At 63.2% G+C, this 21,201-nt stretch carries 23 protein-coding genes; 3 read left to right on the top strand and 20 right to left on the bottom strand.

The window, feature by feature from the left end:
* Nucleotides 1–85: 85 nt before the first annotated feature.
* Entirely contained in the window at nucleotides 86–292 is a 207-nt protein-coding gene (locus HY921_03190) for a cold shock domain-containing protein (GenBank protein MBI5629873.1), read from the bottom strand.
* 179 nt (nucleotides 293–471) lie between these two features.
* On the opposite strand from HY921_03190, the gene HY921_03185 reads away from it, so the two are divergent.
* Nucleotides 472–2,691, top strand: coding sequence for a trehalose-6-phosphate synthase (locus tag HY921_03185; protein MBI5629872.1), 2,220 nt, complete (start codon nucleotides 472–474; stop codon nucleotides 2,689–2,691).
* A 9-nt stretch (nucleotides 2,692–2,700) separates the two neighbouring features.
* Here HY921_03185 and HY921_03180 read toward each other — a convergent pair whose 3' ends face one another.
* Genes HY921_03180 through HY921_03160 form a run of 5 tightly spaced genes read right to left on the bottom strand, consistent with a single transcriptional unit; the run spans nucleotide 2,701 to nucleotide 6,611 of the window.
* Nucleotides 2,701–3,924 (bottom strand): glycosyltransferase, encoded by a 1,224-nt coding sequence (locus HY921_03180; GenBank protein MBI5629871.1) that lies wholly within the window; start codon nucleotides 3,922–3,924, stop codon nucleotides 2,701–2,703.
* Nucleotides 3,917–4,591 carry a hypothetical protein gene (locus tag HY921_03175; protein MBI5629870.1) on the bottom strand — a complete coding sequence of 225 codons (675 nt, stop codon included), beginning with the start codon at nucleotides 4,589–4,591 and terminating at the stop codon, nucleotides 3,917–3,919. The genes HY921_03180 and HY921_03175 overlap by 8 nt, the downstream gene beginning before the upstream one ends.
* Nucleotides 4,518–5,363, bottom strand: coding sequence for a trehalose-phosphatase (gene otsB / locus HY921_03170; GenBank protein ID MBI5629869.1), 846 nt, complete (start codon nucleotides 5,361–5,363; stop codon nucleotides 4,518–4,520). The genes HY921_03175 and otsB overlap by 74 nt, the downstream gene beginning before the upstream one ends.
* Before the next feature lie 8 nt (nucleotides 5,364–5,371).
* Nucleotides 5,372–5,836, bottom strand: a complete 465-nt coding sequence (locus HY921_03165) for an acyl-CoA thioesterase (protein ID MBI5629868.1) — start codon at nucleotides 5,834–5,836, stop codon at nucleotides 5,372–5,374.
* Nucleotide 5,837: 1 nt separating this feature from the next.
* Nucleotides 5,838–6,611: an acyltransferase gene (locus tag HY921_03160; GenBank protein ID MBI5629867.1), complete on the bottom strand. Its 774-nt coding sequence runs from the start codon at nucleotides 6,609–6,611 to the stop codon at nucleotides 5,838–5,840.
* Between the two features lie 66 nt (nucleotides 6,612–6,677).
* On the opposite strand from HY921_03160, the gene HY921_03155 reads away from it, so the two are divergent.
* Both HY921_03155 and HY921_03150 read left to right on the top strand, forming a co-directional pair.
* Nucleotides 6,678–7,361 (top strand): class I SAM-dependent methyltransferase, encoded by a 684-nt coding sequence (locus HY921_03155; protein MBI5629866.1) that lies wholly within the window; start codon nucleotides 6,678–6,680, stop codon nucleotides 7,359–7,361.
* Entirely contained in the window at nucleotides 7,358–8,704 is a 1,347-nt protein-coding gene (locus HY921_03150) for a prealbumin-like fold domain-containing protein (GenBank protein MBI5629865.1), read from the top strand. The genes HY921_03155 and HY921_03150 overlap by 4 nt, the downstream gene beginning before the upstream one ends.
* Here the strand turns inward: HY921_03150 and HY921_03145 are convergent.
* From HY921_03145 to HY921_03080, 14 genes are all read right to left on the bottom strand, one after another.
* Nucleotides 8,701–9,642 (bottom strand): zf-HC2 domain-containing protein, encoded by a 942-nt coding sequence (locus tag HY921_03145; protein ID MBI5629864.1) that lies wholly within the window; start codon nucleotides 9,640–9,642, stop codon nucleotides 8,701–8,703. The two genes, HY921_03150 and HY921_03145, sit on opposite strands and share 4 nt — an antisense overlap.
* Nucleotides 9,642–10,184 carry a sigma-70 family RNA polymerase sigma factor gene (locus HY921_03140; protein ID MBI5629863.1) on the bottom strand — a complete coding sequence of 181 codons (543 nt, stop codon included), beginning with the start codon at nucleotides 10,182–10,184 and terminating at the stop codon, nucleotides 9,642–9,644. The genes HY921_03145 and HY921_03140 overlap by 1 nt, the downstream gene beginning before the upstream one ends.
* Nucleotides 10,185–10,193: 9 nt before the next feature.
* Nucleotides 10,194–11,240, bottom strand: a complete 1,047-nt coding sequence (locus HY921_03135) for an NAD(P)-dependent alcohol dehydrogenase (protein MBI5629862.1) — start codon at nucleotides 11,238–11,240, stop codon at nucleotides 10,194–10,196.
* Nucleotides 11,237–11,530: an STAS-like domain-containing protein gene (locus tag HY921_03130; protein MBI5629861.1), complete on the bottom strand. Its 294-nt coding sequence runs from the start codon at nucleotides 11,528–11,530 to the stop codon at nucleotides 11,237–11,239. The genes HY921_03135 and HY921_03130 overlap by 4 nt, the downstream gene beginning before the upstream one ends.
* Nucleotides 11,527–12,378: a hypothetical protein gene (locus tag HY921_03125; GenBank protein MBI5629860.1), complete on the bottom strand. Its 852-nt coding sequence runs from the start codon at nucleotides 12,376–12,378 to the stop codon at nucleotides 11,527–11,529. Before HY921_03125 ends, HY921_03130 begins: the two co-directional genes overlap by 4 nt.
* 172 nt (nucleotides 12,379–12,550) lie before the next feature.
* Nucleotides 12,551–13,186, bottom strand: coding sequence for a hypothetical protein (locus HY921_03120; protein MBI5629859.1), 636 nt, complete (start codon nucleotides 13,184–13,186; stop codon nucleotides 12,551–12,553).
* Between the two features lie 71 nt (nucleotides 13,187–13,257).
* Entirely contained in the window at nucleotides 13,258–13,917 is a 660-nt protein-coding gene (locus HY921_03115; GenBank protein ID MBI5629858.1) for a CoA transferase subunit B, read from the bottom strand.
* The gene (locus tag HY921_03110; protein ID MBI5629857.1) at nucleotides 13,904–14,596 is read right to left on the bottom strand and encodes a CoA transferase subunit A; all 693 of its coding nucleotides are present in this window, start codon (nucleotides 14,594–14,596) and stop codon (nucleotides 13,904–13,906) included. Before HY921_03110 ends, HY921_03115 begins: the two co-directional genes overlap by 14 nt.
* 13 nt (nucleotides 14,597–14,609) lie before the next feature.
* The gene (locus HY921_03105) at nucleotides 14,610–15,809 is read right to left on the bottom strand and encodes a methionine adenosyltransferase (protein MBI5629856.1); all 1,200 of its coding nucleotides are present in this window, start codon (nucleotides 15,807–15,809) and stop codon (nucleotides 14,610–14,612) included.
* Between the two features lie 31 nt (nucleotides 15,810–15,840).
* Nucleotides 15,841–16,878: an NDP-sugar synthase gene (locus HY921_03100; protein ID MBI5629855.1), complete on the bottom strand. Its 1,038-nt coding sequence runs from the start codon at nucleotides 16,876–16,878 to the stop codon at nucleotides 15,841–15,843.
* Nucleotides 16,875–18,296: a hypothetical protein gene (locus HY921_03095; protein ID MBI5629854.1), complete on the bottom strand. Its 1,422-nt coding sequence runs from the start codon at nucleotides 18,294–18,296 to the stop codon at nucleotides 16,875–16,877. The genes HY921_03100 and HY921_03095 overlap by 4 nt, the downstream gene beginning before the upstream one ends.
* Nucleotides 18,297–18,298: 2 nt before the next feature.
* Nucleotides 18,299–18,658, bottom strand: coding sequence for a cupin domain-containing protein (locus HY921_03090; protein ID MBI5629853.1), 360 nt, complete (start codon nucleotides 18,656–18,658; stop codon nucleotides 18,299–18,301).
* On the bottom strand, nucleotides 18,655–19,668 hold the full coding sequence (locus HY921_03085) for an NDP-sugar synthase (GenBank protein ID MBI5629852.1): 1,014 nt from the start codon (nucleotides 19,666–19,668) through the stop codon (nucleotides 18,655–18,657). Before HY921_03085 ends, HY921_03090 begins: the two co-directional genes overlap by 4 nt.
* A gap of 31 nt (nucleotides 19,669–19,699) precedes the next feature.
* The gene (locus HY921_03080) at nucleotides 19,700–21,142 is read right to left on the bottom strand and encodes a hypothetical protein (GenBank protein ID MBI5629851.1); all 1,443 of its coding nucleotides are present in this window, start codon (nucleotides 21,140–21,142) and stop codon (nucleotides 19,700–19,702) included.
* Nucleotides 21,143–21,201: the final 59 nt, after the last annotated feature.

The raw sequence follows: 21,201 nt of genomic DNA, 5'->3' as shown, positions 1-21,201 counted from the left end.
TAGGGGTGTAGGAGCGGGGTTGTTTTTCGCCGCAAGAAGCCCCTCCCGGCTTTCCGGGAGGGGCATTCCATGCGCTCTTTTCCAGCTAGATCTTGCTGACGTTGGAGGCCTTGGGGCCTTTGTCGGAGTTCAGCAGCTCGAATTCCACGCTCTGATTCTCCGCGAGAGTCTTAAATCCCTGCCCCTGGATGGAAGTATGGTGCACGAAAACATCGGGGGAGCCGTCATCAGGGATGATGAACCCGTAGCCTTTCTGGTCGTTGAACCACTTCACTTTGCCTCTGATAGCCATTTGCTTTTCTTCCTCTTTGCGATCTAAACTTCCCGCCGAAGCGGGCAGCCCGAAGGCCAGGCGTATTATAGCAAGAATGATTTCGATTGCAAGTCGCGGCCGGAAACAACCCCGGGCCTGAAATTGGGTATACTTCCTTGGCGGCAAACATGAAGATCACGTCGCGCTTGGTGCTGTCCATGTCCTTATCCGCGGCCTTGGTCGCCGCGCTATCGACTTATTTCCAGGCCAGGCAGGAAACCAAGGAACTCCGATCCGAGCTCCAGCGCAGGAGCGCGGCCCTGGCCGAGAGCCTCAAGGAGTCCCTGGAGCCGGCCTTGATCCAAACCGACGCCAAGGAGATGCTCCGCGTCCTTCGCCGCAACGCCGCGCGCGAGCGGCTCCTGGGGGCCGGGATATTCGACGCCCAGGCCCGGACCGTGGCCGCCACTGCGGGGACGGAGAGGCGCTTGAAGAGCCTCGAGTCCCTCCTTAAGCGCGCGGCGGGCCTGGAGTCTCCGCCTCCTCCTGTGAGCCGGAGGGGCTTCTGGGGCGAGGAGATGGTTTTCGTCTATCCTCTCGCGGCGGAGCGGGGCCCGGCGGGCTCCCTCCTCCTGATCCACGACACCTCCTACATCCAAAGCCAGATACGGCTGCTCTGGAGGCACAATTTCTTCAGATTGCTTTTTCACGCCCTCGTCATACTCCTCGTGAGCTTGTGGGTGATTCGTTGGAATATCATGGCCCCCATAGATCATTTGGCGGAGTGGATGAAGCAGGTGCGCACCGGCCAAGCCCCGCGGGACCTCAGCCCTCCGGCGGGGCTTCTGGAGCCCGTGGCCAAGGAGGCCGTCCACTTGGCGCAAAGCCTGACCGCGGCTCGCGCCGCGGCGGAAGAGGAGGCGCGTCTGAGGCAGGAGGTCCAATCCGTTTGGACGGCCGAGCGCTTGAAGGAGCATGTCCGGGCCAAACTCGAGGGTCGCCCGCTTTTCGTCGTGGCCAACCGCGAGCCATACATGCACGAGCGCCGGGGCAAGCGCTTGGAGGTGGTGACCCCGGCCAGCGGCCTGGTGACCGGGGTCGAGCCCGTCCTCCTGGCCTGCGGCGGCACCTGGGTCGGCCAGGGCGCAGGCGACGCCGACCGCGAGACCGCGGACGAGCGCGGCCGGGTCCGGGTGCCTCCGGACGAGCCCAAGTACACCTTGAAGCGCGTGTGGCTCAGCAAGGAGGAGGAGGAGGGCTATTATTACGGCTTCTCCAACGAGGGGCTTTGGCCGCTCTGCCATATCGCGCACACCAGGCCCATTTTCAGGTCCGAGGATTGGAAGCAGTACCAGGACGTCAACCGAAAGTTCGCTGACGCCCTGCTCGAGGAATTGGACCCTATCCAAGAGCCCTGCGTCCTGATCCAGGACTATCATTTTGCGCTTTTGCCGCGCCTCATTAAGGAAGCCCGGCCGGACGCCAGGGTGGCCATTTTTTGGCACATTCCCTGGCCGAACCCCGAGGCTTTCGGGATATGCCCTTGGCAGAGGGAGATCCTGGATGGGATGCTGGGAGCGGATTTGGTGGGGTTCCACATCCAGTACCATTGCAACAACTTCCTCGAGACCGTGGACCGGGCCCTGGAGTGCCGCATCGAATGGGAGCGCTTCGCCGTGCATCGGCGGGGCCATGTCACGACGGTCAAACCCTTCCCCATCAGCATCGCCCTCCCGGAGCCGGTGCCTTCCCGGGGCGCAGCTCCTGGAAAAGAGACCCTGCTCAAGGGGCTGGGCGTCAAGGCGCGCTGGATGGGAGTGGGGGTGGACCGCGTGGACTACACCAAGGGGATCATCGAGCGCTTCCGGGCCATCGAGCGCTTCCTCGAAAAGAATCCCGTCTATCAAGGGGAGTTCGTCTTCGTGGAGATAGGGGCGCCCAGCCGCACCCATATCAAAAGCTACCAGGACTTGGAGGCCGATGTGGAGGCGGAGGCCGAGCGTATTAACCGGCGGTTTTCCGCCAAGGACTACCGGCCCATCGTCCTTCTCAAGAAGCACCACAGCCACAAGGAGATAGACCCCTACTATCGCGCGGCCGACCTGTGCATGGTGACGTCGCTCCACGATGGAATGAACCTGGTGGCAAAGGAGTTCGTGGCGGCGAGGGAGGATGAGCAGGGCGTGCTGATCTTGAGCCATTTTACGGGGGCCGCGCGCGAGCTGCGCGACGCCTTGGTCGTCAACCCCTACGACACAGAGCGCACGGCCCAAGCGATCAAAACGGCTCTGGAGATGGATCCGGAGGAGCGGGCGCGCCGGATGTTGAGCATGCGGCGCATCCTCAAGGAATACAACGTCTATTTTTGGGCTGGGCGCCTCATCGAGGATTTGACCGCGATACGCCTTCCCGCCTCGGCCGGACAAAAAACGTCTTAATTCAGGGCCTTACAGGCGTATCATGTCGGCCCCGCTGTTCTCGGCGAAGAGCAGGAGAAGGAGGTAGTCCTTCAAATGGCGGGTCAGGAGGAAATTGTTGCGCACGTGCTCCCGGCCGGCCTCCCCGAGGCGCTGGGCCAGGGCCGGCTCCTGCAGGAGCCTCTTGATCCAGTAGGCCGTTCCCTCAACGGAATGGACGAGAATGCCCGAGTGCTGGTGGAGGATCTGCTGGGGTATGCCGCCCACGTTTCCGGCGATCACGGGCTTGGCCTTCCAAAGCGCTTCTGAGACCGTGAGCCCGAAGCCCTCGCGCAGGGACTTTTGAAGCACGATCGCCGAGGCGCGCTGGATGGCGTTGATCTCGACGTGGCTGGTCGGGGGAAGGGCTAGAACGATGATGTCTTCGTCGGTCTTCGCCTTGTCCAAAACCTCCTGGTGGACCTGGGCCCCCTCGGGATCGTCCGAGGCCGAGCCCCCGACGAGCAGCAGCCGGGCCTCCACCGACCTCCGGGCCAGGCGGAAGGCCTCGATCACGCCCAGCGGGTCCTTGAGCCGGTCAAAGCGAGAGACCTGCGTGACGAGGGGTTTGTCCGTTGGGATATTGAGGCGCGCCAGTATCTGATTCACCTCCTCGGGGGAGAGCTCCCGGTTCTTGTCGCTCAAGGGGTCTATGGACGGGGCGATCAATATCTCCGGGATGGGGAGCCGTTGGGCGAACTGCGGAGCCGAGAAGACGGCCGCGTCGTACTTCTCGATGTAGGGCCGCAGGTATTCCCAGACCTGCGGGTCGGGGCGGGAGAGGTCTATGTGGCAGCGCCAAAGCCAGCGGTTCTTGAGCTCCCGGCGTTTCTTGACCAGCGCCGCCGGCTGGGGGTCGTGGATGAACACGAAATCAGCGCCGCAGGCGATTTCCGGAAGATTGGCGTCCACGGTCTCCTCGTAGGCCTGGTAGTCGCGGGGCTCCATCCCGTCGGGGGAGCCGTGCAGGGCGTTGTGGAATTTCTTGGTCGCCGCGTAAAAGGCCTCTCCGCCCTTGATCACCTGCCAGGTGGTCTCGATCCCGAGTTCGTTGAAGAGCGGCACCATGCAGTTGAGAATTTCAGCGACCCCGCCTCCGACCGCGGTGGAATTGACGTGAGTGAGGCTCTTGCCTCGGAGCTTGCCGGCGAGAATCTCCAGCTCGTGAAGGACGTTTTCGCCGACGATGCCGCGGTATTCCTCGAGCCTAGGCATGGGAGAGCTCCTCCAGGCGCTGCTCGGCCAGGCGGACGATGGTCCGCCTGAGGCCGTCCAAAGTGTGGCTGTAGGGATCCAGGCGCGAGATCTTGCGGCTCAAGGCCTTTTCGCCGAGCTCTCTCTCGAGCCAGGCGGAGAAGTCGTTGACTCCCAGGGGCGGCCGGAGCCGCGCCTCGAAGATGTGGAGGTAGAGGCTCGATGGGCTCGCCTTGCCCAAGCCCTCGGCGAATTCGGCTAGGTCCCAGGCCATATAAGGCGTGGGCAGCGAGAATCGTATGGAGCGCAGGAAGGGGAATTCCTGACCGGCCGGGACCGTCCTCCCCGGGCCGCGGCTCTTCAAGTGCTTTTCCAAGACCTTGAGAAGGGACTCTCGGAGCTCCTTGAGTTCGGCGTAAGAGACGGTGTCTATGGCGGCCAGGCTCTCCGCGAGCTCGGGATCCTGCAGGCCTTGCTTGGCCCAGACCGCGAAATCGCTCGGAGGCTCAGGGACCAGGTGCTGGTGCTGCCGGAGGAAATTGTGGGTATGGGTGTAGATGAAGGATTCGGGAAGAGTCCGCACGCCCTTGATGAGCTCGTCGAGGCTCGCCGCCTTATGCTGGGTGATGGCGGTGAGGGTGAGCCTGGCGTGGAACTGGAACGGTGTTTTCGCCCGCGGTAGAGTCATGGAATGTCTCCAGCACGGCGTGAAGAAGAAGCTCCACGTAGCGCCTGTCTCTGAGAACGAACTCCGCTGATGTTATTTTAGCACGTCCCAGGCGCACCGTTAAGGCTTTTTTCCCGAGGGCCGCGAAGCCCTCCTCGTCCGTGTCGTCGTCGCCTATGAACATCAAGTTCCACGAGCCGGGAAGCCGGCTTTTGATGAGCTCAAGGGCCAGGCCCTTGTTCCAGGCCGCGCGTGGCTTGGCTTCCCAGACTTTCTTGCCTGGGGCCAAGCGCAGCTCCCGGCGCATGGGGACGAGAAGCCGCCGCAGGGCGGCCTCCAAGGCCCCGTGGAGGTTCGCGGGCATGGCGCGGTAGTGGACCGCGAGGCCCAGGCCTTTGTTTTCAAGCCAGGCGCCTGGGAAGCGCTCCAAAAGGGGCCTCAGATCCGCCGCGGCCCGCGAGAGGGCTCGCTTAAATCGCGCGGCGCGGGGATGGACCCAAGGCTTGCCCGGGCCCATGATCTCGAGCCCGTGGTTGCCGGCGTAGAAAGCTCTCTTGAGTCCCACCTTCGACTTGAGATCGGGCAAGGTCCTGCCGCTCAGGACCGCGATCTTGATCCACCGGCGCCGGGAAAGCTCGACGAGCAGGCTCTTGGTCGAGTCTTGGAGGCTGGCCCTCTCGGGCCTGGGCGCCAGGGCCGCCAAAGTGCCGTCGAAGTCCAGGCCCAGGAGGAGAGGGCGGCCTTTGAAGCGGGGATCTCGCAGTCGCTCTCGCAGCCGTTTCCAGCCTGGCACCGCGGAGCCTACTTCCTTATTCCGCGGCGCCTGGCTTCGGCCGCCTTGTGGCGGGATTTCTCGTCGGGGCCTTCCAGGATCAGACCGGGCACCGACGCCGGCTTGCCGTTTTTGTCCACGGCCACCATGGTCACCAGGCACGAGTTGGTGTGGCGGCGGGTGCCTTGGGTGAGGTTTTCCGCGTAAACCTCGACCCCGATTTCCATGGAGGAGCGGCCCGCGTAGTTGATCTGCGCCTCCACGATGACGAGGTCTCCCACATGGATGGGGACGAGGAATTCCACGCGGTCCATGGCCACGGTGACGCAGGGTTGGGAGGCGTGCCGCATGGCGCAGACCGCCGCGGCCTTGTCCACCATCTGAAGGATGATTCCGCCGAAGACCGTGCCGTGGATGTTCGCGTCCGGCGGGTACATGAGGTCGGAGAGCTGCGTCAGGGAGGCGCGCACGGGCTTGGGTTTCATCTCTTCCATGTTACCGGTAATACCGGGGCCGCCGGTCCTTGAACAGGTCGTTGGCCGGATGGACCTTCTTGTCCTTGGCCGTCCAAGGATCTATTTCGAGGACGAAGGCTTTTTCCTCCTCCGGTCCCAGGCGGCGCAGGACGTCCCCGTTCGGGGCCGTCACCTGCGACTGCCCGATGAAGCGCAGGCCCCGCTCCGTTCCCACGCGCGTGGCCAGAGCCGTGAAAACCCTGTTCTCGAGGCTTCGGATCTTCAGGGCTTCCGGCCCCCAGGGGAGGACCAGGTTGGCGCAATGCGCCACGATTTGGGCGCCCTTCAGGGCCAAGGTCCGGCAGCTCTCCGGGAAGAACCAATCAAAGCAAATCATGACTCCCACGGGCACCCCCTTGACGGGGCTCACCCAAAAGCCGGTGTCTCCGGGGGAAAAGAATTTTTTCTCGTTTCCGAAAAGATGGGTTTTGCGATAGACCTTCGCGCGGGGTCCCTCGACCAGCACCGCGGAGTTGTAGAGGCGCGCGCCTGCTTTCTCTGCCATGCCCGCGATCACCGCGCAGTTTCTGGAGGCGGTCCAGGCCTTGAGGAGCCAAACCAGGGCCCCCGACTCGGCGCTCTCGGCGCAGCGGGCGGCTTCCTTCTTCGTCTTGAAATTGTAGCCCGAGTGGAACAGCTCCGGCAGAACCCAGAGATCGGCCTCGAGCCGGCCCATCAGGGCCAGGCAGGAGGCGACGTTTTCCTTGGGCTTGAGGAGCTTGGGGTTGTTCTGGACGACGCCGATGCGAAACATGAGGCATGATACAAAAAAGCCCGCCCTGCCTGGGAGCTGGGTTTGATAGAATAGGGCCCGAAGACCATGACTCGTAAGCCCGGCCAGATCCAGGCGCAGATAGACGGGGTGGAGCGAATCTTGGGCCTGGAGCCCCGGGCCCGGATCCTCGATTTGGCCTGCGGCAGCGGCCGCAGGACGCTAGAGCTGGCTCGGCGCGGGTACCGGGTGCTGGGGCTAGATCTCTTCGAGGACCCTCCGACCGAGGCCCGCCGCCTGGCCCGGGAGGAGCGGCTCAACGCCCACTTCATCCACGGCGACGCCCGCCAGATCTCCTACCGGGAGGAATTCGACGCAGTGGTCGTGTTCCAGCCGTCTTTCGGCCGCTTGGCGGGCGAACGCGAGGCCGAGGCGACCTTGCGCGCGGCGCGAAGAGGCCTCAAGCCCGAGGGCAGACTCCTGATGGATCTCATCAACAAAGAGTGGCTGATGCGCCATTTCGATTCCCATCGGGATTTTTTTGACTTCGAGACCGGCCGATTGAACGGTTCCCAGCGCGTCTATTGCTTGACCGAAGCCAAGCGGCTCCTGGAGGAGTCGGGGCTTGCCTATCTGAAGTCCTGGGGAGGATTCGGGGGCGAGGCTTATTCCATGGACAGCCCCAGGCTTATCGTCTTGGCCGGGAAGACCCATGAAAAGAGGCGAGCCAGGCGGGCCGAGGGTCCGCCCACGGCTATCCGGATCAAGGGTCGTCGTAAAGGGCGGCCGTGATGGGCAGAGGCGTCCTGTCCCGGGAATGCCTCTTGTCGGCGGCCATTGCCTCTGGCCTGGCCGTCCAGGCATTCATCGAGCGGCTGCCTCGCTCACTCGATTTCATCCTGCCCCGCGGGCCGGGCTTCCGGCTCTTTGAGAGTGCCGTCGAGCTTTTCCAGGCTCCGGCCGCGCGGAGGGTTTCCCAATGGGGAGCGATTCTCCTTATCGCGGCCGCGGTTTTTGCGGCCCTGGCGCGATGGTTCGCAAAGCCGCGAACCTTGATTTTCGCCGCGGCCTTGGCGGTCTTTGATTTTTTCATCGTTCGTTTGGGCCTGGACGTGATCCAGAACGTCTGGTTCATGCCCGAAAGCCTGAGCCTCCTCGAGCCCCTTGCCGTCTTCGTCCTATATTTCCTGGTTGTCTTTCTTTCCTTGGGCGCGCTGTCGGGCGGCGGCCAGGCCTGGGTCTGGAGCGCAGCCTTGGTCGGGTTCGCGCTGGCCCTGTTTTCCGCGGGGCGTCTGCGCTACGATCTGGGACGGCGCAATTTGGCCGAAGCCGCCGGGATTTTCCCAGAGGCCGAGGAGCGGACCGTTCTGGTCCTGGGAGAGAACGGCGGGGTTCCAGAGTATTGGACCCGCTCCGGGGCCCTCTCGAGCCTTGGGACCTTGCGGGGGGTGGAGGCTTATTGCGCTGGGCGCTCCACCGGCTACACTAGGATGGCCCTGCGGTTCCTTTATGATGCCTACGCTCGCCGACTGGACGCCGAGGGCCTGCGCCGGGCGCTTTGGGAGGGGCATCTTCGCGGAGATCCCGTGGCCCGGGTCCTCCTTCTAGGCTCCCTGCAGGCCGCTCCAGCTGGCTCCCGCGCCGCGCGGATGCTGGGAAACCTGGCGGACGAGGAGCGTTTTCACTTCGGTCCCGCGGCCTGCGCGGAGCTCGCCAAGGCCTACTGGCGCCAAGGGGACTTCGAGCGGGCGTCGCGCTGGGAGAAGAAAGCCGGCTCTGGCATTCCCGCCGGCCTTTTCTCCCTGCTCCGGGGCCAGGATAAATTCCGGCCCGGGGCTATCTTGGGCCGCGTGCGATGGAAGGGGCCCGTGCGCGCAGCGCTTTTCGCCCGGAGGTACTTTTCCGCGCGCCGGTCCTACTCCTTGGCGCCCGAGGACCTCGTGGACTCCGTGGACGTGGATTCCCAAGGGAAATTCGAGTTCAAGGGCCTGCCTCCCGGCGACTATTACCTGGCCTTGAGCCTTTCCGCCAAGGATTCCCGGGGCTTGCGCCTGCGCGGGCACAAGGGGGATGTCCGCGTCACGCGGGACCGGCCCAACGTCGATCTTCCGGCCCTCGAGCTCTACAAGCCTTAACGCACTTCCTCGAACACGACGGGAAGGCCGGATTTCGGCAGGACCCGCCATTCCACCGAGAGATCAGCCCCGCCGGGGACCTTGCTCAGCTGGCGGAATTGACGGTACTGGATCACGACGGCCTCGGCGGCTCGCTCGACTCCCGCTATTTCAACGCGGGACCGGGGATCTTGGCCGACCAGAACGGCCAAAAGGCTCTGGGAATAGTCCACGAAGGGCGGCGTCGCCTTGAGCCGCGCCAGCCTCCAAAACTCCGCCCTTTCTCCTTCCGAGCCCAGGACCTTGCCCAGGGGCGGTCTCAAGGGCTCCGGGGCCGAAGGCTGAGCGGGAGTCAATAGAGACGGGACCTCTCCTTCGATGTAGGCCGGTCGGTGTTGGACCTCCTCTAAGCCCACGGGCAGGGCCTCGACCGTGGCATCCCTGGGAGGGGCGATGGCGCGGATCCCCATCCGTTTTTTCTGGAGCTCCAGGTCCCTCTGCAAATCCTCGTTGGTGTAGGGCCCGGGGGCCGCGGCGGCGGGAGAGGCTTGCGCGGCGCGCGGAGGCTCCTCAATGAGGGCCGAGCCCCTGGCCCGGGCCAAGGGCTCGGCCGCGGGGAGCTGCGCCGGACCGGGACCACGCCATTGATTGTAAAGGAAGCTCGCCGTTATGAGGCCGCTCAGGGCGTAGGCCGGCAAGCGCAGCGAAGGCGGCAAGAGGCGGGAGCCCGGAGCCGGGGGGGCGGGCTCGCTCTTGAGTCGTCTGGCCAGGTGTTCATGGAAACCCGGGGGTAGCGGCTTTTGAGGAAGGCTTTTAAGGGCGCTCGACAGCTCCTTGAAATGGGCGAGCTCGGCGCGGCATTGAGGACACGCGGATAGATGGGCTTCGGCGGCGCGTCGATCTCCTTCCGGGAGCTCGCCATCGTAGTACTGCGAAATCTGCTCTTTGAGATGTTCCATTAAAGTGGAGCTTGGGCACGCAGACTTTCCTTCAAGGCCAGGCGCGCCCGCCATAGCCTGGATTTCACGGTCCCCTCCGGGATCTCCAGCGCCCGGGCGATGTCTTGGTAGGACTGCCCCTGGATCTCGCGCAGGACCAAAATGGCCCGGCTTTCCTCATCGAGCTCCATGAGGGCCTTCTGGACCAGGCTTTCCCTTTCCCCGGCCTCGAGAGCCGCGTCCGGGGCAGGCTCTGGCGACTTCAACGCCAGGCCGTTTTCCCGGTCCTCTTGCGTGAATAGGCTAATCGGCAGCATTTTCCAGAACCCGCGCCTCTTCTCCGAGCGCACTCGGTTTTTCCAGGCGTTGACCGTGATCCGATAGGCCCAGGTCGAGGCGGCGCATTCTCCCCTGAAAGTTCCCAGCCCTTTCAATGCCCGCAGCAGGGCGTCTTGGGCCAGGTCCTCGGCGTCGGAGGGGTTCCCGGTCAGGCGCAGGGCAAGGTTATAAACCAGGCCCGAGTGCCGCTCCAAGAATTCCCGCTCCGACACGCTATTCGACACCGGGGCGGCTCAAAAGTTCCGGCTCATGTCTATGGAGAAGCGGTAGCGCACGTCGTTTTTGAGCATGCGCTCGTAGGCCTGGTTGACCTCCTTCAGAGAGATCACCTCGACGTCGGCCAGGACTCCGTGCTCGGCGCAAAAATCCAGCATCTCCTGGGTTTCCGCGAGTCCCCCGATGACCGAGCCGGAGACGTTTTTCCTGCCTCCGATGAGGGAGAAAGCCGGGACGGCCAGGGGGTTGGGGGGTGCTCCCACCATCACCAAAGTGCCCGCCGTCTTGAGAAAACCCAGGGCCGCCGCCACGTCATGGTCGGCCGAGATCGTGTCGATGATGAGGTCGAAGCGCCCGGTCAATTGTCCGGCCGCCGCGGCCAGTGCTGTCACGGCGAAATCATGCGCGCCCAAACGCTTGGCGTCGGCCTCCTTGGCCTTGGAGGAGCTCAGCACCGTCACCTCGGCGCCCATGGCCGCGGCGAGCTTGACGCCCACGTGCCCGAGCCCTCCCAACCCCATGATCGCGACCCTTCGGCCCTGCCCGGCGTTCCACCTGCGCAAAGGGGAATACAAAGTGATTCCCGCGCAGAGCAGGGGTGCTACCCGCTCCAAGCCGGACTTGAACGGGATCTTGAAGGCGAAGTCCTGCTTGACCATTATGTGGGAGGAGTAACCGCCGTAAGTGCGGGTGGCGCCGTCCTGCTCCAAGCTGTTGTAGGTGAAGGAGGGGCCCGCCTCGCAGTGCTGTTCGAGGCCCTGCCGGCAATTGCCGCATTTTCGGCAGGAGTCGACCATGCAGCCGACCCCGGCGAGATTCCCGGGCTTGAACTTGGAAACCTTCTTGCCGACTTGGCTGACCTTGCCCAGGATCTCATGCCCGGGAACCAGGGGATAGACCGAGCCTCCCCACTCGTTTTTGGCCTGATGGATGTCGGTGTGGCAGATCCCGCAGTAGAGGATTTCAATGCGCACATCCTCCTCTCCAGGATCGCGGCGCTCGATGGTGTAAGGCTCCAGGCCTGAGGCCGCGCTCAAGGCGGCGTAGGCTTCGGCTTTGCTCATTCCAGTCCCTCCTGCATGTACTCGGCCACGATGCCGATGATTTTCTTGATTGTATCATTGCAGGACTTGAAGGCGATACGGTCGAGGGCGGCGGGACCGTGGCTTCTTAGGACATCCGCGATGAGCGCGTGAACAAACGACTGGGTGGCGGCCTCGACCCCCGCGAAGTTAAGGATGACCTCCTCGTCCCTTTCCAGGGCGGGGGTGATTTCTCGAGTCCGCACGTTCCGGGCGATGTCCTTGTTTTCGGCGAAACTTCCGGCTTTTTCAAAAATAGAGATTTCCTTCATATGAAACGGGGCCTCTTGAGGCGGGCTTTTCTCCTGTCTCGGACGGCCTCGGTATAGGTCTGGCGGATCGCGTCGAGCAGAAGCGAAAACTCCTTGGTTTGGTGGAGGGTGATGTCTATGCCGACGATCGTGCCCCGCCAGAACGGGAAACCGCCGCTTTTGGAATGCCGATCCTCGAATGGATCGGCGTTGAGATGCATTCTTTTCAGGGAAGATTTCTTGAGCAGTTTATAGAAGCCGTTGCCGCTATAGATGACGAAAAAATCGCGGTTGACGCTGGCGATTGACTTGATGAAAAACAAGCCGGCTCCGGCGTTTTGCTCGGTGCCGCCTTCCCTCCGGGTGGTTCCGGTGATTCCGGGCATGAGGCCGAGTTGTATGGCCTGCAGATCATTTTGAACGGAATACGACTGGCTTATGGTGGCCTTCATTCCGAGGCCAGTGTCCGCGATTCCTATGCGGATGGCGTTGCTCTTCTTGTAATACTGCGCGCAGAGGATGGCCCCGCTTTCGGCCGCCGCGTGCTCGAGGACGTTGCGCGCCAGCTCGCTCACAATATACCCGAGCGTCTTGGCCTGTTCCGGCTCCGCTTCCAGATGCAGCATGGGAGTCATTTCGGCGATGAACCTGGAGAGCTCGGCGGATGTCCGTATTTGGGCGAGGGGTATGAACCTGCCGGCGGGTTCGTGCTCGGTGATGCTCATGTCGGAAGGCAGATTCAGCAGCTTGAAAAGGCCCATCCGCAGCAAATAATGCCTTGACCTTGCCTCGAGTTTCTCGCAGCGGATATTTTCAGGCTTGACCGTCATTCCCAGCGCCGCGATCATGCAGAGAACGGCTGGATGCACTGAAATCCATTTATTGTTCGCCGTTATCTCTAAAAAGTTGGGCTCGGAGGGAGCGAAGCCGCGCAGAAAAGGGTCAATATTGCCTAAAAAGGCGCTATTGGGTAAGTGGAGATGCACGTCATATTTTACCGGGAATCCCGGTAATTGTCAATATGCCGGGAATCCCGGTAATTTACCTTTTTGCCAGAGTTCGCCTCTCCTTAAGTAATGCGTTATTGAGATTCTCCAGGGCGGTGCTCAAGGCCTCGTTAAAAATACGGCCGTAGGCTTTGTTGAGCCAAGAATTGTTGAAGCCGGGCAGGTAGGCGGCCTTTCCCGCGGTTTTCTCCACTTGGCCGACGGCCGAGCCGCTCCATAATGTTTTGCCTTTCCCATCCCGCACCTCGCACAGAAGCTCCACCGTGGCGCGGTTGGCGGCCATGACCACGGGCCCGAAATCCCAGTTGGTGGCGGGCCCGAATCTGATGGCGACTATTCGCTCGGAGCCGGCGGCCCCATCGGGGCTGGCCAGCACTTCCACCTGCTTGAACGATTTCGCCAGGGCCTGCGGAGCGCTGGCCTCCAGGGCCTGTCCCAAGGCGAAATTGTAGGTGACGCCCATCTTCTTGTAGGTATGGACCCAGTTCCGCGTCTCTTCGTCCAGGTACAAGCCCACCCCGAGCGCGAGCCGGTCGGAATGCTCCGCGAATTGTGCGTCGTCCTGGCGCACCGCGATCTTGTTGTTGAGGCATCCTGCGCTCAGCGCCGCCATCGCGAGCATGGCGGCCGGTGCGGCGAAGCGCCTGAGCTTTTTAAAAATACTTTCCATTGCACCCTCCTTTCCTGGTGGAAACTGAACAGCCGGCGTAGTATAACAGCCAGCGGGGAAAATGCAAGGCGTTATTGAGGGAATGTTTTTAAAGAGCCGGCGACCTTGAAGGAAGGCTCGGTGAGCTTGCGGAGCTCGTCCACGGAGACTGCGGAGGCTATTTCGCGCAGGGCTAGGCCCTCTGGCGTGACGTCGAAGATGGCGAGCTCCGTGATGATGACGTGGACCGCGCCCTTTCCGGTGAGGGGCAAGGTGCAGCGCTTCAGGATCTTGGGCTTGTTGTCCTTGGTGGCGTGCTCCATGGCGACCACTACCTTTTTGGCGCCCGCCACCATGTCCATGGCCCCGCCCATGCCCTTGACCTTCTTGCCGGGGATCATCCAGTTGGCGAGGTCCCCGTTCTCGGCCACTTCCATGGCCCCGAGGATGGTGGCGTCGAGGTGCCCGCCGCGCACCATTGCGAAGGAATCGTGCGAGCCGAAGTAGGAGCAGCCTGGCAGTTCGGTGATGGTCTCCTTGCCCGCGTTGATGAGGTCCGGGTCTTCCTGCCCCGCGGGCGGGTAGGGCCCGTAACCCAGCATGCCGTTCTCGGTGTGCAAGGTGACGCGGACTCCGGCGGGCAGGTAGTTGGGCACTAGAGTGGGAATGCCGATGCCGAGGTTGACGTAGTCCCCGTCCTTGAGCTCCCGGGCCGCCTGCTTGGCTATTGCGACCCGCTTATCCATGGACAGTCCTCTTCTCGATGGGCTTGACGTAGCCCGAGCCCTGGAAGATCATGTCCACGTAGATGCCCGGGGTGTGGACCGAGTCTGGGTCGAGGGCGCCCGGCTCCACCAGCTCCTCGACCTCGGCGACCACGACCTTGCCGGCCGTGGCCATGGCCTGGTTGAAATTTCGGGCCGTTTTCCTATAGACGAGGTTGCCCATGGCGTCGCCCTTCCAAGCCTTCACGAAGGCGAAGTCCGCCGACAGGGGCGCCTCGAAAACGTAATTCCTGCCGTTGATGACGCGGGTTTCCTTGCCCTCGGCGACGGAAGTCCCGTAGGAGGTGGGCGTGTAGAAGCCGCCGATTCCAGCGCCCGCGGCCCGGATGCGCTCTGCCAGGGTGCCCTGGGGAGCCCACTCGACCTCGATGGCGCCGGAGAGTGCCGCCTCCTCGAAGGCCTTGCATTCCCCGCCGTAGGACATGATCATCCTGCGGACCTGGCCGTTCCTGATGAGGGGGCCTATCCCGTGCTCGTCGGTGCCCGCGTTGTTGGAAATCAAGGTGAGGTTCTTGGTTCCCTTCCCGCGCAGGGCCGCTAGCAGGTTCTCGGGCAAGCCGCAAAGCCCGAAGCCCCCGGTCATGATCCGCGCCCCGTCAAACACACGGGCTACGGCCTCGCGGGTGCCGGCGATGGTCTTGCCCATGGCCGAGGGCGTTTTAAGCCAAGGCCAGGGTTTTCTTGGCGGGCTTGCCGCCCAGGAGCTCCTCGCGCAGCAGGTCGGCCTTGTCGGTCTTCTCCCACTCGAATTGCTCGGGGCCGAAGTGCCCGTAGGCCGCGGTGGCGCGGTAGACCGGGCGGCGCAGCTTGAGGGTCGCGATGATGCCCTTGGGGGTCATCGGGAAATGGCGGCGCACCGCGGCCTCGATCTTGGACTCGTCCGCGTTGCCCGTGCCGTGGGTGTCGAAGTATACTCCCACGGGCTCGGCCACGCCGATGGCATAGGCCAGCTGCACCGTGCATTTCTCGGCCAAGCCCGCGGCCACTACGTTCTTCGCGATATAGCGGGCCATGTAGCAGGCGGAGCGATCCACCTTGGTCGGGTCCTTGCCGGAGAAGGCGCCTCCGCCGTGCGGCGCGTAGCCGCCGTAAGTGTCCACTATGATCTTCCGGCCGGTGACGCCCGTGTCCGAGGCGGGCCCGCCGATGACGAATTTGCCGGTGGGGTTGATGAAAAAACGGGTCTTGGCGTCTATGAGCCTTTTGCCCAAAACCGGGCGGATGACGGTCTCGACGAGCTCGGCGCGCGCTTTTTCAGTTATTTGGTTGCCCGAGCGGTCGAGTATCTCCGCCCCGTGCTGGGTGGAGAGAACCACGGTGTCGACCCGCAAAGGGCGGCCGTCCAGGTACTCCACGGTCACTTGGGACTTGCCGTCCGGGCCCAGATAGGCAAGGGCCTTGCTCTTGCGCAGTTCCGCCAGGCGCCGGGTGAGCTTGTGAGCGAGCATGATGGGCAGGGGCATGAGCTCCGGGGTCTCCCGGCAGGCGTAACCGAACATGAGGCCCTGGTCCCCGGCCCCTCCCGTGTCCACGCCTTGCGCGATGTCCGGGGACTGGCGGCCGATGGCGTTCAAGACCGCGCAGGAGGACGAGTCGAAGCCGTAGCGGGGATGGTCGTAGCCGATGTCCTTGATGACTTGGCGCACGAGCTGGTCTATGTCCACGAAAGTCGTGGTCGTGATCTCCCCGCCCACGATCACCATGCCGCGGGTGACGAAGGTTTCGCAGGCCACGCGCCCGGTGGGGTCGTTGCTGAGCACCTCGTCGAGAACGCTGTCCGAAATCTGGTCGCAGACCTTGTCTGGATGCCCCTCGGTGACCGACTCCGAGGTGAAGAAGAAACGGCCCTTTCTTTCCATGATAAGCGCCTCCTGTTGAGCCGACTCGGTTCTACTGCCGGATGTTGATGACCGCGGCCTCGTAAACCGTGATGTCGCTTTTCACGTTCCCGTGGGCCCCCAGAATGCAATTGGAGAGATGGACGTTCTTGCCAACGGTGACGTTATCGAACAGTATACAATTTTTGAGAATGGCCTGAGAAGAAATGCAGGCCCGGTCCCCGACCACGGTGTGCGGCCCGATCTGGGCGCCGCTCTCGATGCGGCAGCCCTTGCCGATAAGGCAGGGTCCCTTGAGCACGGCCTGGGGGGAAATGTCGCAGCCGGCCTCGACGCGCACGCCCTTTCGGATCTCGGTTCCAGGGATGTTGAGGCGGTTTTTGCCCTCGAGGCTGTCCGCCTGGCAGCGGCGGTACTCGGCGAGGTTGCCGACGTCGCACCAGTAGCCCGACATCTCGTAGGCGTAAATCGGCTTCTTGAGCTTGAGGAGTTTGGGCCACAGCTCGTGTCCGAAGTCATAGGGCCGGTTTTTTGGGATGTGGCGGAAAATCTCCGGCTCGAAGAGATATATGCCGGTGTTGACCTTGTTGGAGAAGACGTCGCTCCAGCGCGGCTTTTCCAGGAAGCCCTTGATGCGTCCGGAGGACTCGGCCAAGGTCACGCCGTACTCGAAGCGCGACTCGACGGGCTTCAAGGCCATGGTGGCCAGGGCCTTGCGCTTCTTGTGGAAGCGCAACATGTCGTTGAGATCAATGTCCGAGATGCCGTCCCCGGAGAGCACGAAGAAGGGCCCGTCCGAGAAGAAGCCCTCGACCTTCTTGATCGCCCCGGCCGTCCCCATGAGCTTGGGCTCCATGGAGTAATGGACTTGCAGGCTCCAGCGCGAGCCGTCCCCGCAGTAGCCGCGGATCTGGTCGGCGTGGGCGTAGAGGTTGACCATGACCTCCTTGACCCCGTGGCGCAGGAGATTGTCGAAGACATGGTGGATGACAGGCCGATTGACCACCGGGACCATGGGCTTGGGGGTCTCGTAGGTAAGCGGCCGCAGGCGCGTGCCCGCCCCGGCCGCCAGGACCATCGCTTTGATCATTGCACGGGGCCGGCCCACTTCTTGGCGAGTTCCAAGAGCCCGGCCGTGCGCTCCACGGAATCCGACTCCGCGTATACGCGCATGAGGGGCTCGGTTCCCGAGGGGCGCATCAGGATCCAATGGTCGTCGGAGAGGATGATCTTGATCCCGTCGATCTGGATAAGCTCCTTGATCTCGGTCCCCAGGATCTTCTTGGGGAGCTTCTTGGCGATCTTGGCCGCGAAGACCGCCTTGTCGGGCACGGCGCGGTGGAGCCTGAAATCCATGCGCTTGAAATGGGACTTGCCGTACTTGGCCTCGATGGCCTTCCAGAGCTGGGAAGGAGTCTTGCCTTGGGAGACGCACATCTCGATGACAGTGAGTGCTGTCACCAGGCCGTCCCGCTCCGGGAGACCCCCTTTCCAGGCGTAGCCCCCGGACTCCTCCCCGGCGATGACTGCGGCTCCGGTCGCCAATTGCTCGGCCACGTGCTTGAATCCGACTGGTAGCTCCTCGAAGGGCAGGTTGTAGGCCTTGGCGATGCGGCGGGAGAGATACCCCAGGGAGACCGACTGCACGATCTTTCCCTTGATCTTCTTTTTCTCGATGAGGTAGTCAATGAGAATCGGGAAGACCTGGCAGGGAGTGTAGTAATGCCCCAAGTCGTCCACGATGCCCACGCGGTCCGCGTCGCCGTCCAGGGCGATTCCAAGGAGCGCATTTTCCCGGCGCACCCTGTCCATGAGGGCCTTGAGGTTGGCCTCTATCGGCTCGGGGTGGAGGCCGCCGAAGAGCGGGTCGTGGGCGGAATGGATGGGGATCAGGTGTTTGGAGGGGATGATTTCCTCCATGAGGCCCGCCGCCGCGCCGTAGAGATAGTCCACGACCACCGGCCTCTTGAGCTTTGAGGAGATCGCGGAGACGTTCGCCCGGGATTTTAGGTACTGGAGGTAGAGGCCGCGGCAGGATTTCTCCTTGTAATCCGTGGCGCGGGAGGGTTGGCTCTTGTCGAGCCACCCCTCCACCGCCGATGTGACGTTCTCCAAGACCGCGCGCCCGTCGTATTTGATCTTGATGCCGTTGTAGGCCGGGGGATTGTGGCTGGCCGTCACCATGACCCCGAAGCCCTTGGTGCGCTTGGTGAGCAAGCTCAGCGCCGGGGTGGGGAGGCTTTCGGCCAGGAGGAGGGTGTTGAGCCTGTTGCCCTGGAAGATCTTCGCGATCTCCCGGGCGAATGAATCGGACTGGAAGCGCCGGTCGTAGCCGACCAGGATGGGGTTGGTCAACAGCTTCTTGCGGGAGGGCGCCTTCTCGGACTCGTCGCGGACGTAGTCGGCGATGGCCTGGGCCACGCGGCGCACGTTCTCGAAGGTGAAATCCCGGGCCATGACGCCCCGCCAGCCGTCGGTGCCGAACTTGATGTCTGCGGTTTTTTCCATTTCTATCTCCGTTCCTTGGAGGGATTTTTGCCGGCCCGGCCGTAGTCGTCCGAAAGGCGGACCACGTCCCAGACCTCCGGGGTGGAAACCTCCACCAAGGTCACCCGGCCCGAGGGGGCGGCGAATCGGTGCACTGTCTTGGGAGGCACGTCGAAAGCGGATCCCGCCTCGAGCGTTTTCTTGCGCCCGCCCAGTTCGAGCTGGAGGCGCCCTTTGAGGACGTACAATGTCTCGCGCTTGAGCTTGTGGTACTGGAGGCTGAGCCTTCGGCCCTTCTCGACGACCAAAATCTTTCCCGCGTATTTCTTGTTTTGGGCGAACCAAAGCTCTCGGCCCCAAGGCTTCTCAACGACCTTAATCATCCGCGGCTTCCCATGACAGTGTAGGGCTTTAGCTCCGAGCCTCCGGCCAAGGCCGTGCCCTGGCCCAGGACGGCCTGGGTGCCGATCCGGCAGCGGGCGCCGACCACGCAGCGCTCCAGGCGCGCCCCGTCACCGATCACCGTGCCCTCTAGGACCACGCAGTCCTGCAGCCAAGCGCCCTTGCCGACGCGGCAGCCGTTGCCGACGCAGACGTGGCCCTCGAAGCGGACGAAATCTCCCACGGAGGTTCCACGGCCCAGCAGGACCTGGCCCTTGGCCCCCCGAGCCCTGAAGGGGGTCGCGCCCCCTAGGATGTCCAGGTGGGCTTGGAGGTATTTGTCGATGGTGCCGATGTCGATCCAATAGCCGTTGGTCACGAAGCCGTACAAGGGAGAGCCGTTCTGCAGGAGCATGGGAAACAGGGAGCGTTCCAGGGAGTAATGCGTGTTGGGCGGGACAGCGTCCAAAATCGCGGGATCGAAGAGGTAGGCTCCCGCGTTGACCGTGTTCGACTCGATCTCGTCCCAGGAAGGCTTCTCCAAAAACTTGCGGATGCGCCCGGCCTGATCCATGATCACTAGGCCGTAGGCGGTCGGGTCCTTGACCCGGGTGAGAGCGATGGTGAGCTTGGCCCGGGTTTTTCGGTGCTGCTTGAGGAGTTTGGTGATGTCGAGGGTGTTCAAGACGTCGCCGTTCAAGGCCAGGACGGTCGAGTCCTTGCGCAGGAGAGGCACGGCGTTTCTAAGCGCGCCTCCCGTGCCCAGGGGGTGCTTCTCCTCGAGGTAGCGCAGGCGCACGCCGAGGGAGCGCCCGTTGCCCAGGATCTTCTCGAAGGCCTTGGCCTGGTAGGAGGTGCAGAGGAGGATGTCTTTGATCCCGTGGGCCTTAAGTATCTCGAATTGGTAATGGAGGAAAGGCCTGTTGAGCACCGGCAATAGGGGTTTCGGGGTGTCGCAGGTCAGAGGGCGAAGCCTCGTGCCCATCCCGCCTATCAATATCACCGCTTGCATGATTCAAGAATTCTAACAAAAAAAGCGCGAATTACTTAACGGTGTACAAAGTGTATCCGTCCGGGTCCGAGGCTTTGGGGAGCAGGTCGTAGGATTTGAAGAACTCCGCCCAGGTCTCGGACCTTAATACGGTCGACGTCACGAATACCTCCTGTCCCGAGGCTTTGAGGGAATCGATCCTTTTGCGCAGCTGGTCCCTTCTTCCGCTATAGAAGCCGATCGCCAGCGGCCTGCGCTGGGCGAAGTAGGGGATGTAGAGCTCGTCGGCGCCGCCTTCTCCCGCGACCCAATCCCCCGGCGCGGTGTTGTCCTTGACGAGCCCCATGTGCCGCAAATGCCTGTTGTTGGAGGCCAGCGCGCGCGGTCGGATTTCCATCCTGAAGTTGACCGTTCCCAGGAGAATGGCGAAGGCGGTCCCGAGGGCCGCGCCCAAGCCCCGCTTCGGCAAGGTCCGGCTTGCCAGGAAGAGAAGTGCTGTCAATGGGACGAGGTCGGAGACTCGGTAGACCATGGTGTTGGGCTCCCAGGAGGTGAACACCAGGGCGTAGGCCGCCAGCCACAGGAGGCAGGCCACCGCGGTGGTCTTTTGAAAGCCGCGGATATTCTTGAAGCGGAAAGCCGCCAGGGCGAAGCAGGCGACGCAGGCCAGGCGCGCGGCCAGCGCGGCCGGCGCGAGGGAAGCGAAGATGTTAACGGTCATTCCGGCCCAGAGTCGGAGGCTTTCCAGGGACGGTCTTCCATGCCAGCCGAGCTTGCCGCCTCCCGCGGCGGCGCTGCCCCAGAGCCAATCCAAGGCGGCGGTCCAGCTGGCGGGCCTTACGATGAGAAGGAGGACGGAGCCGTAAGCCAGGAGGAGGAGGCCGGCCAGGCCGGCCGCGTAGCGCGCGGCGGCCGGCCGCCAACGAGGGCCATGGACGCGGTACAAAAACCAAAGCGGCGCCGAGACGAATACCGCGTTGACGACATGGCCCAGCACGGCTAGGGCGTGAAAGGCCGCCGCCGCCCACGGCGAGAGCCGGCCCGAGGCGGCTCCGGAGGACAGAAAGGCGAAATTGAGGCAAAGAAGGAAGGTTGAGAAGATGTAGTCCTGGGCGTCCACGCTCCAGCTCCAATAGCCGAGACTTAGGCCCAGGACGCAGGCCCAGGCCGCGGCCTCCGCCCGTCCTCCGCCCAGCCGCCTCAAGGCCAGAAAGAAAACCGCCGCGCCCGCGGCTCCAAGGAGCGAGTCCATGATTTGGAGGGAGACGACCGCCAGCCCCGTCCAGCCGAAAAAACCCAGCAGGCCGTGGAAGCACGAGCCGGCGAAGCCGTAGATCAGGTGGTTGCCGTTGAAAAGCCCGCGGAACATTCCGAGCTCGATGGGCATGGCCCGGGCCAGCCCTTCGAAGACGTAGCCTTTCGAGAGATGGCTGATGTAAAGAATGAAAAAAACGGCCCCGATGAGAGCGGCGCCGCCGTAGTCCTTCTTGCCCATCGCGATACGAAGTACACTAGCAAAAAATATATATGCTGGCTCCCGTTAATTTCCTTTAA

The sequence above is a fragment of the Elusimicrobiota bacterium genome (genome assembly GCA_016218575.1).
Lineage (GTDB): Bacteria > Elusimicrobiota > Elusimicrobia > UBA1565 > UBA9628 > JACRDN01.
Note: the sequence above shows the minus strand (reverse complement) of the source record. Positions and strands in the feature narration are given on the sequence as shown.

Coding starts and splice junctions, on each gene's coding strand:
- HY921_03080 (MBI5629851.1), bottom strand. CDS start 21,142: ATGGGCAAGAAGGACTACGGCGGCGCCGCTCTCATCGGGGCCGTTTTT.
- HY921_03110 (MBI5629857.1), bottom strand. CDS start 14,596: ATGGGCAAGACCATCGCCGGCACCCGCGAGGCCGTAGCCCGTGTGTTT.
- HY921_03090 (MBI5629853.1), bottom strand. CDS start 18,658: ATGATTAAGGTCGTTGAGAAGCCTTGGGGCCGAGAGCTTTGGTTCGCC.
- HY921_03185 (MBI5629872.1), top strand. CDS start 472: ATGTCCTTATCCGCGGCCTTGGTCGCCGCGCTATCGACTTATTTCCAG.
- HY921_03175 (MBI5629870.1), bottom strand. CDS start 4,591: ATGACTCTACCGCGGGCGAAAACACCGTTCCAGTTCCACGCCAGGCTC.
- HY921_03120 (MBI5629859.1), bottom strand. CDS start 13,186: ATGGAAAGTATTTTTAAAAAGCTCAGGCGCTTCGCCGCACCGGCCGCC.
- HY921_03100 (MBI5629855.1), bottom strand. CDS start 16,878: ATGATCAAAGCGATGGTCCTGGCGGCCGGGGCGGGCACGCGCCTGCGG.
- HY921_03130 (MBI5629861.1), bottom strand. CDS start 11,530: ATGAAGGAAATCTCTATTTTTGAAAAAGCCGGAAGTTTCGCCGAAAAC.
- HY921_03190 (MBI5629873.1), bottom strand. CDS start 292: ATGGCTATCAGAGGCAAAGTGAAGTGGTTCAACGACCAGAAAGGCTAC.
- HY921_03180 (MBI5629871.1), bottom strand. CDS start 3,924: ATGCCTAGGCTCGAGGAATACCGCGGCATCGTCGGCGAAAACGTCCTT.
- HY921_03160 (MBI5629867.1), bottom strand. CDS start 6,611: ATGTTTCGCATCGGCGTCGTCCAGAACAACCCCAAGCTCCTCAAGCCC.
- HY921_03135 (MBI5629862.1), bottom strand. CDS start 11,240: ATGAGCAAAGCCGAAGCCTACGCCGCCTTGAGCGCGGCCTCAGGCCTG.
- HY921_03145 (MBI5629864.1), bottom strand. CDS start 9,642: ATGGAACATCTCAAAGAGCAGATTTCGCAGTACTACGATGGCGAGCTC.
- HY921_03155 (MBI5629866.1), top strand. CDS start 6,678: ATGACTCGTAAGCCCGGCCAGATCCAGGCGCAGATAGACGGGGTGGAG.
- HY921_03095 (MBI5629854.1), bottom strand. CDS start 18,296: ATGGAAAAAACCGCAGACATCAAGTTCGGCACCGACGGCTGGCGGGGC.
- HY921_03085 (MBI5629852.1), bottom strand. CDS start 19,668: ATGCAAGCGGTGATATTGATAGGCGGGATGGGCACGAGGCTTCGCCCT.
- HY921_03165 (MBI5629868.1), bottom strand. CDS start 5,836: ATGGAAGAGATGAAACCCAAGCCCGTGCGCGCCTCCCTGACGCAGCTC.
- HY921_03105 (MBI5629856.1), bottom strand. CDS start 15,809: ATGGAAAGAAAGGGCCGTTTCTTCTTCACCTCGGAGTCGGTCACCGAG.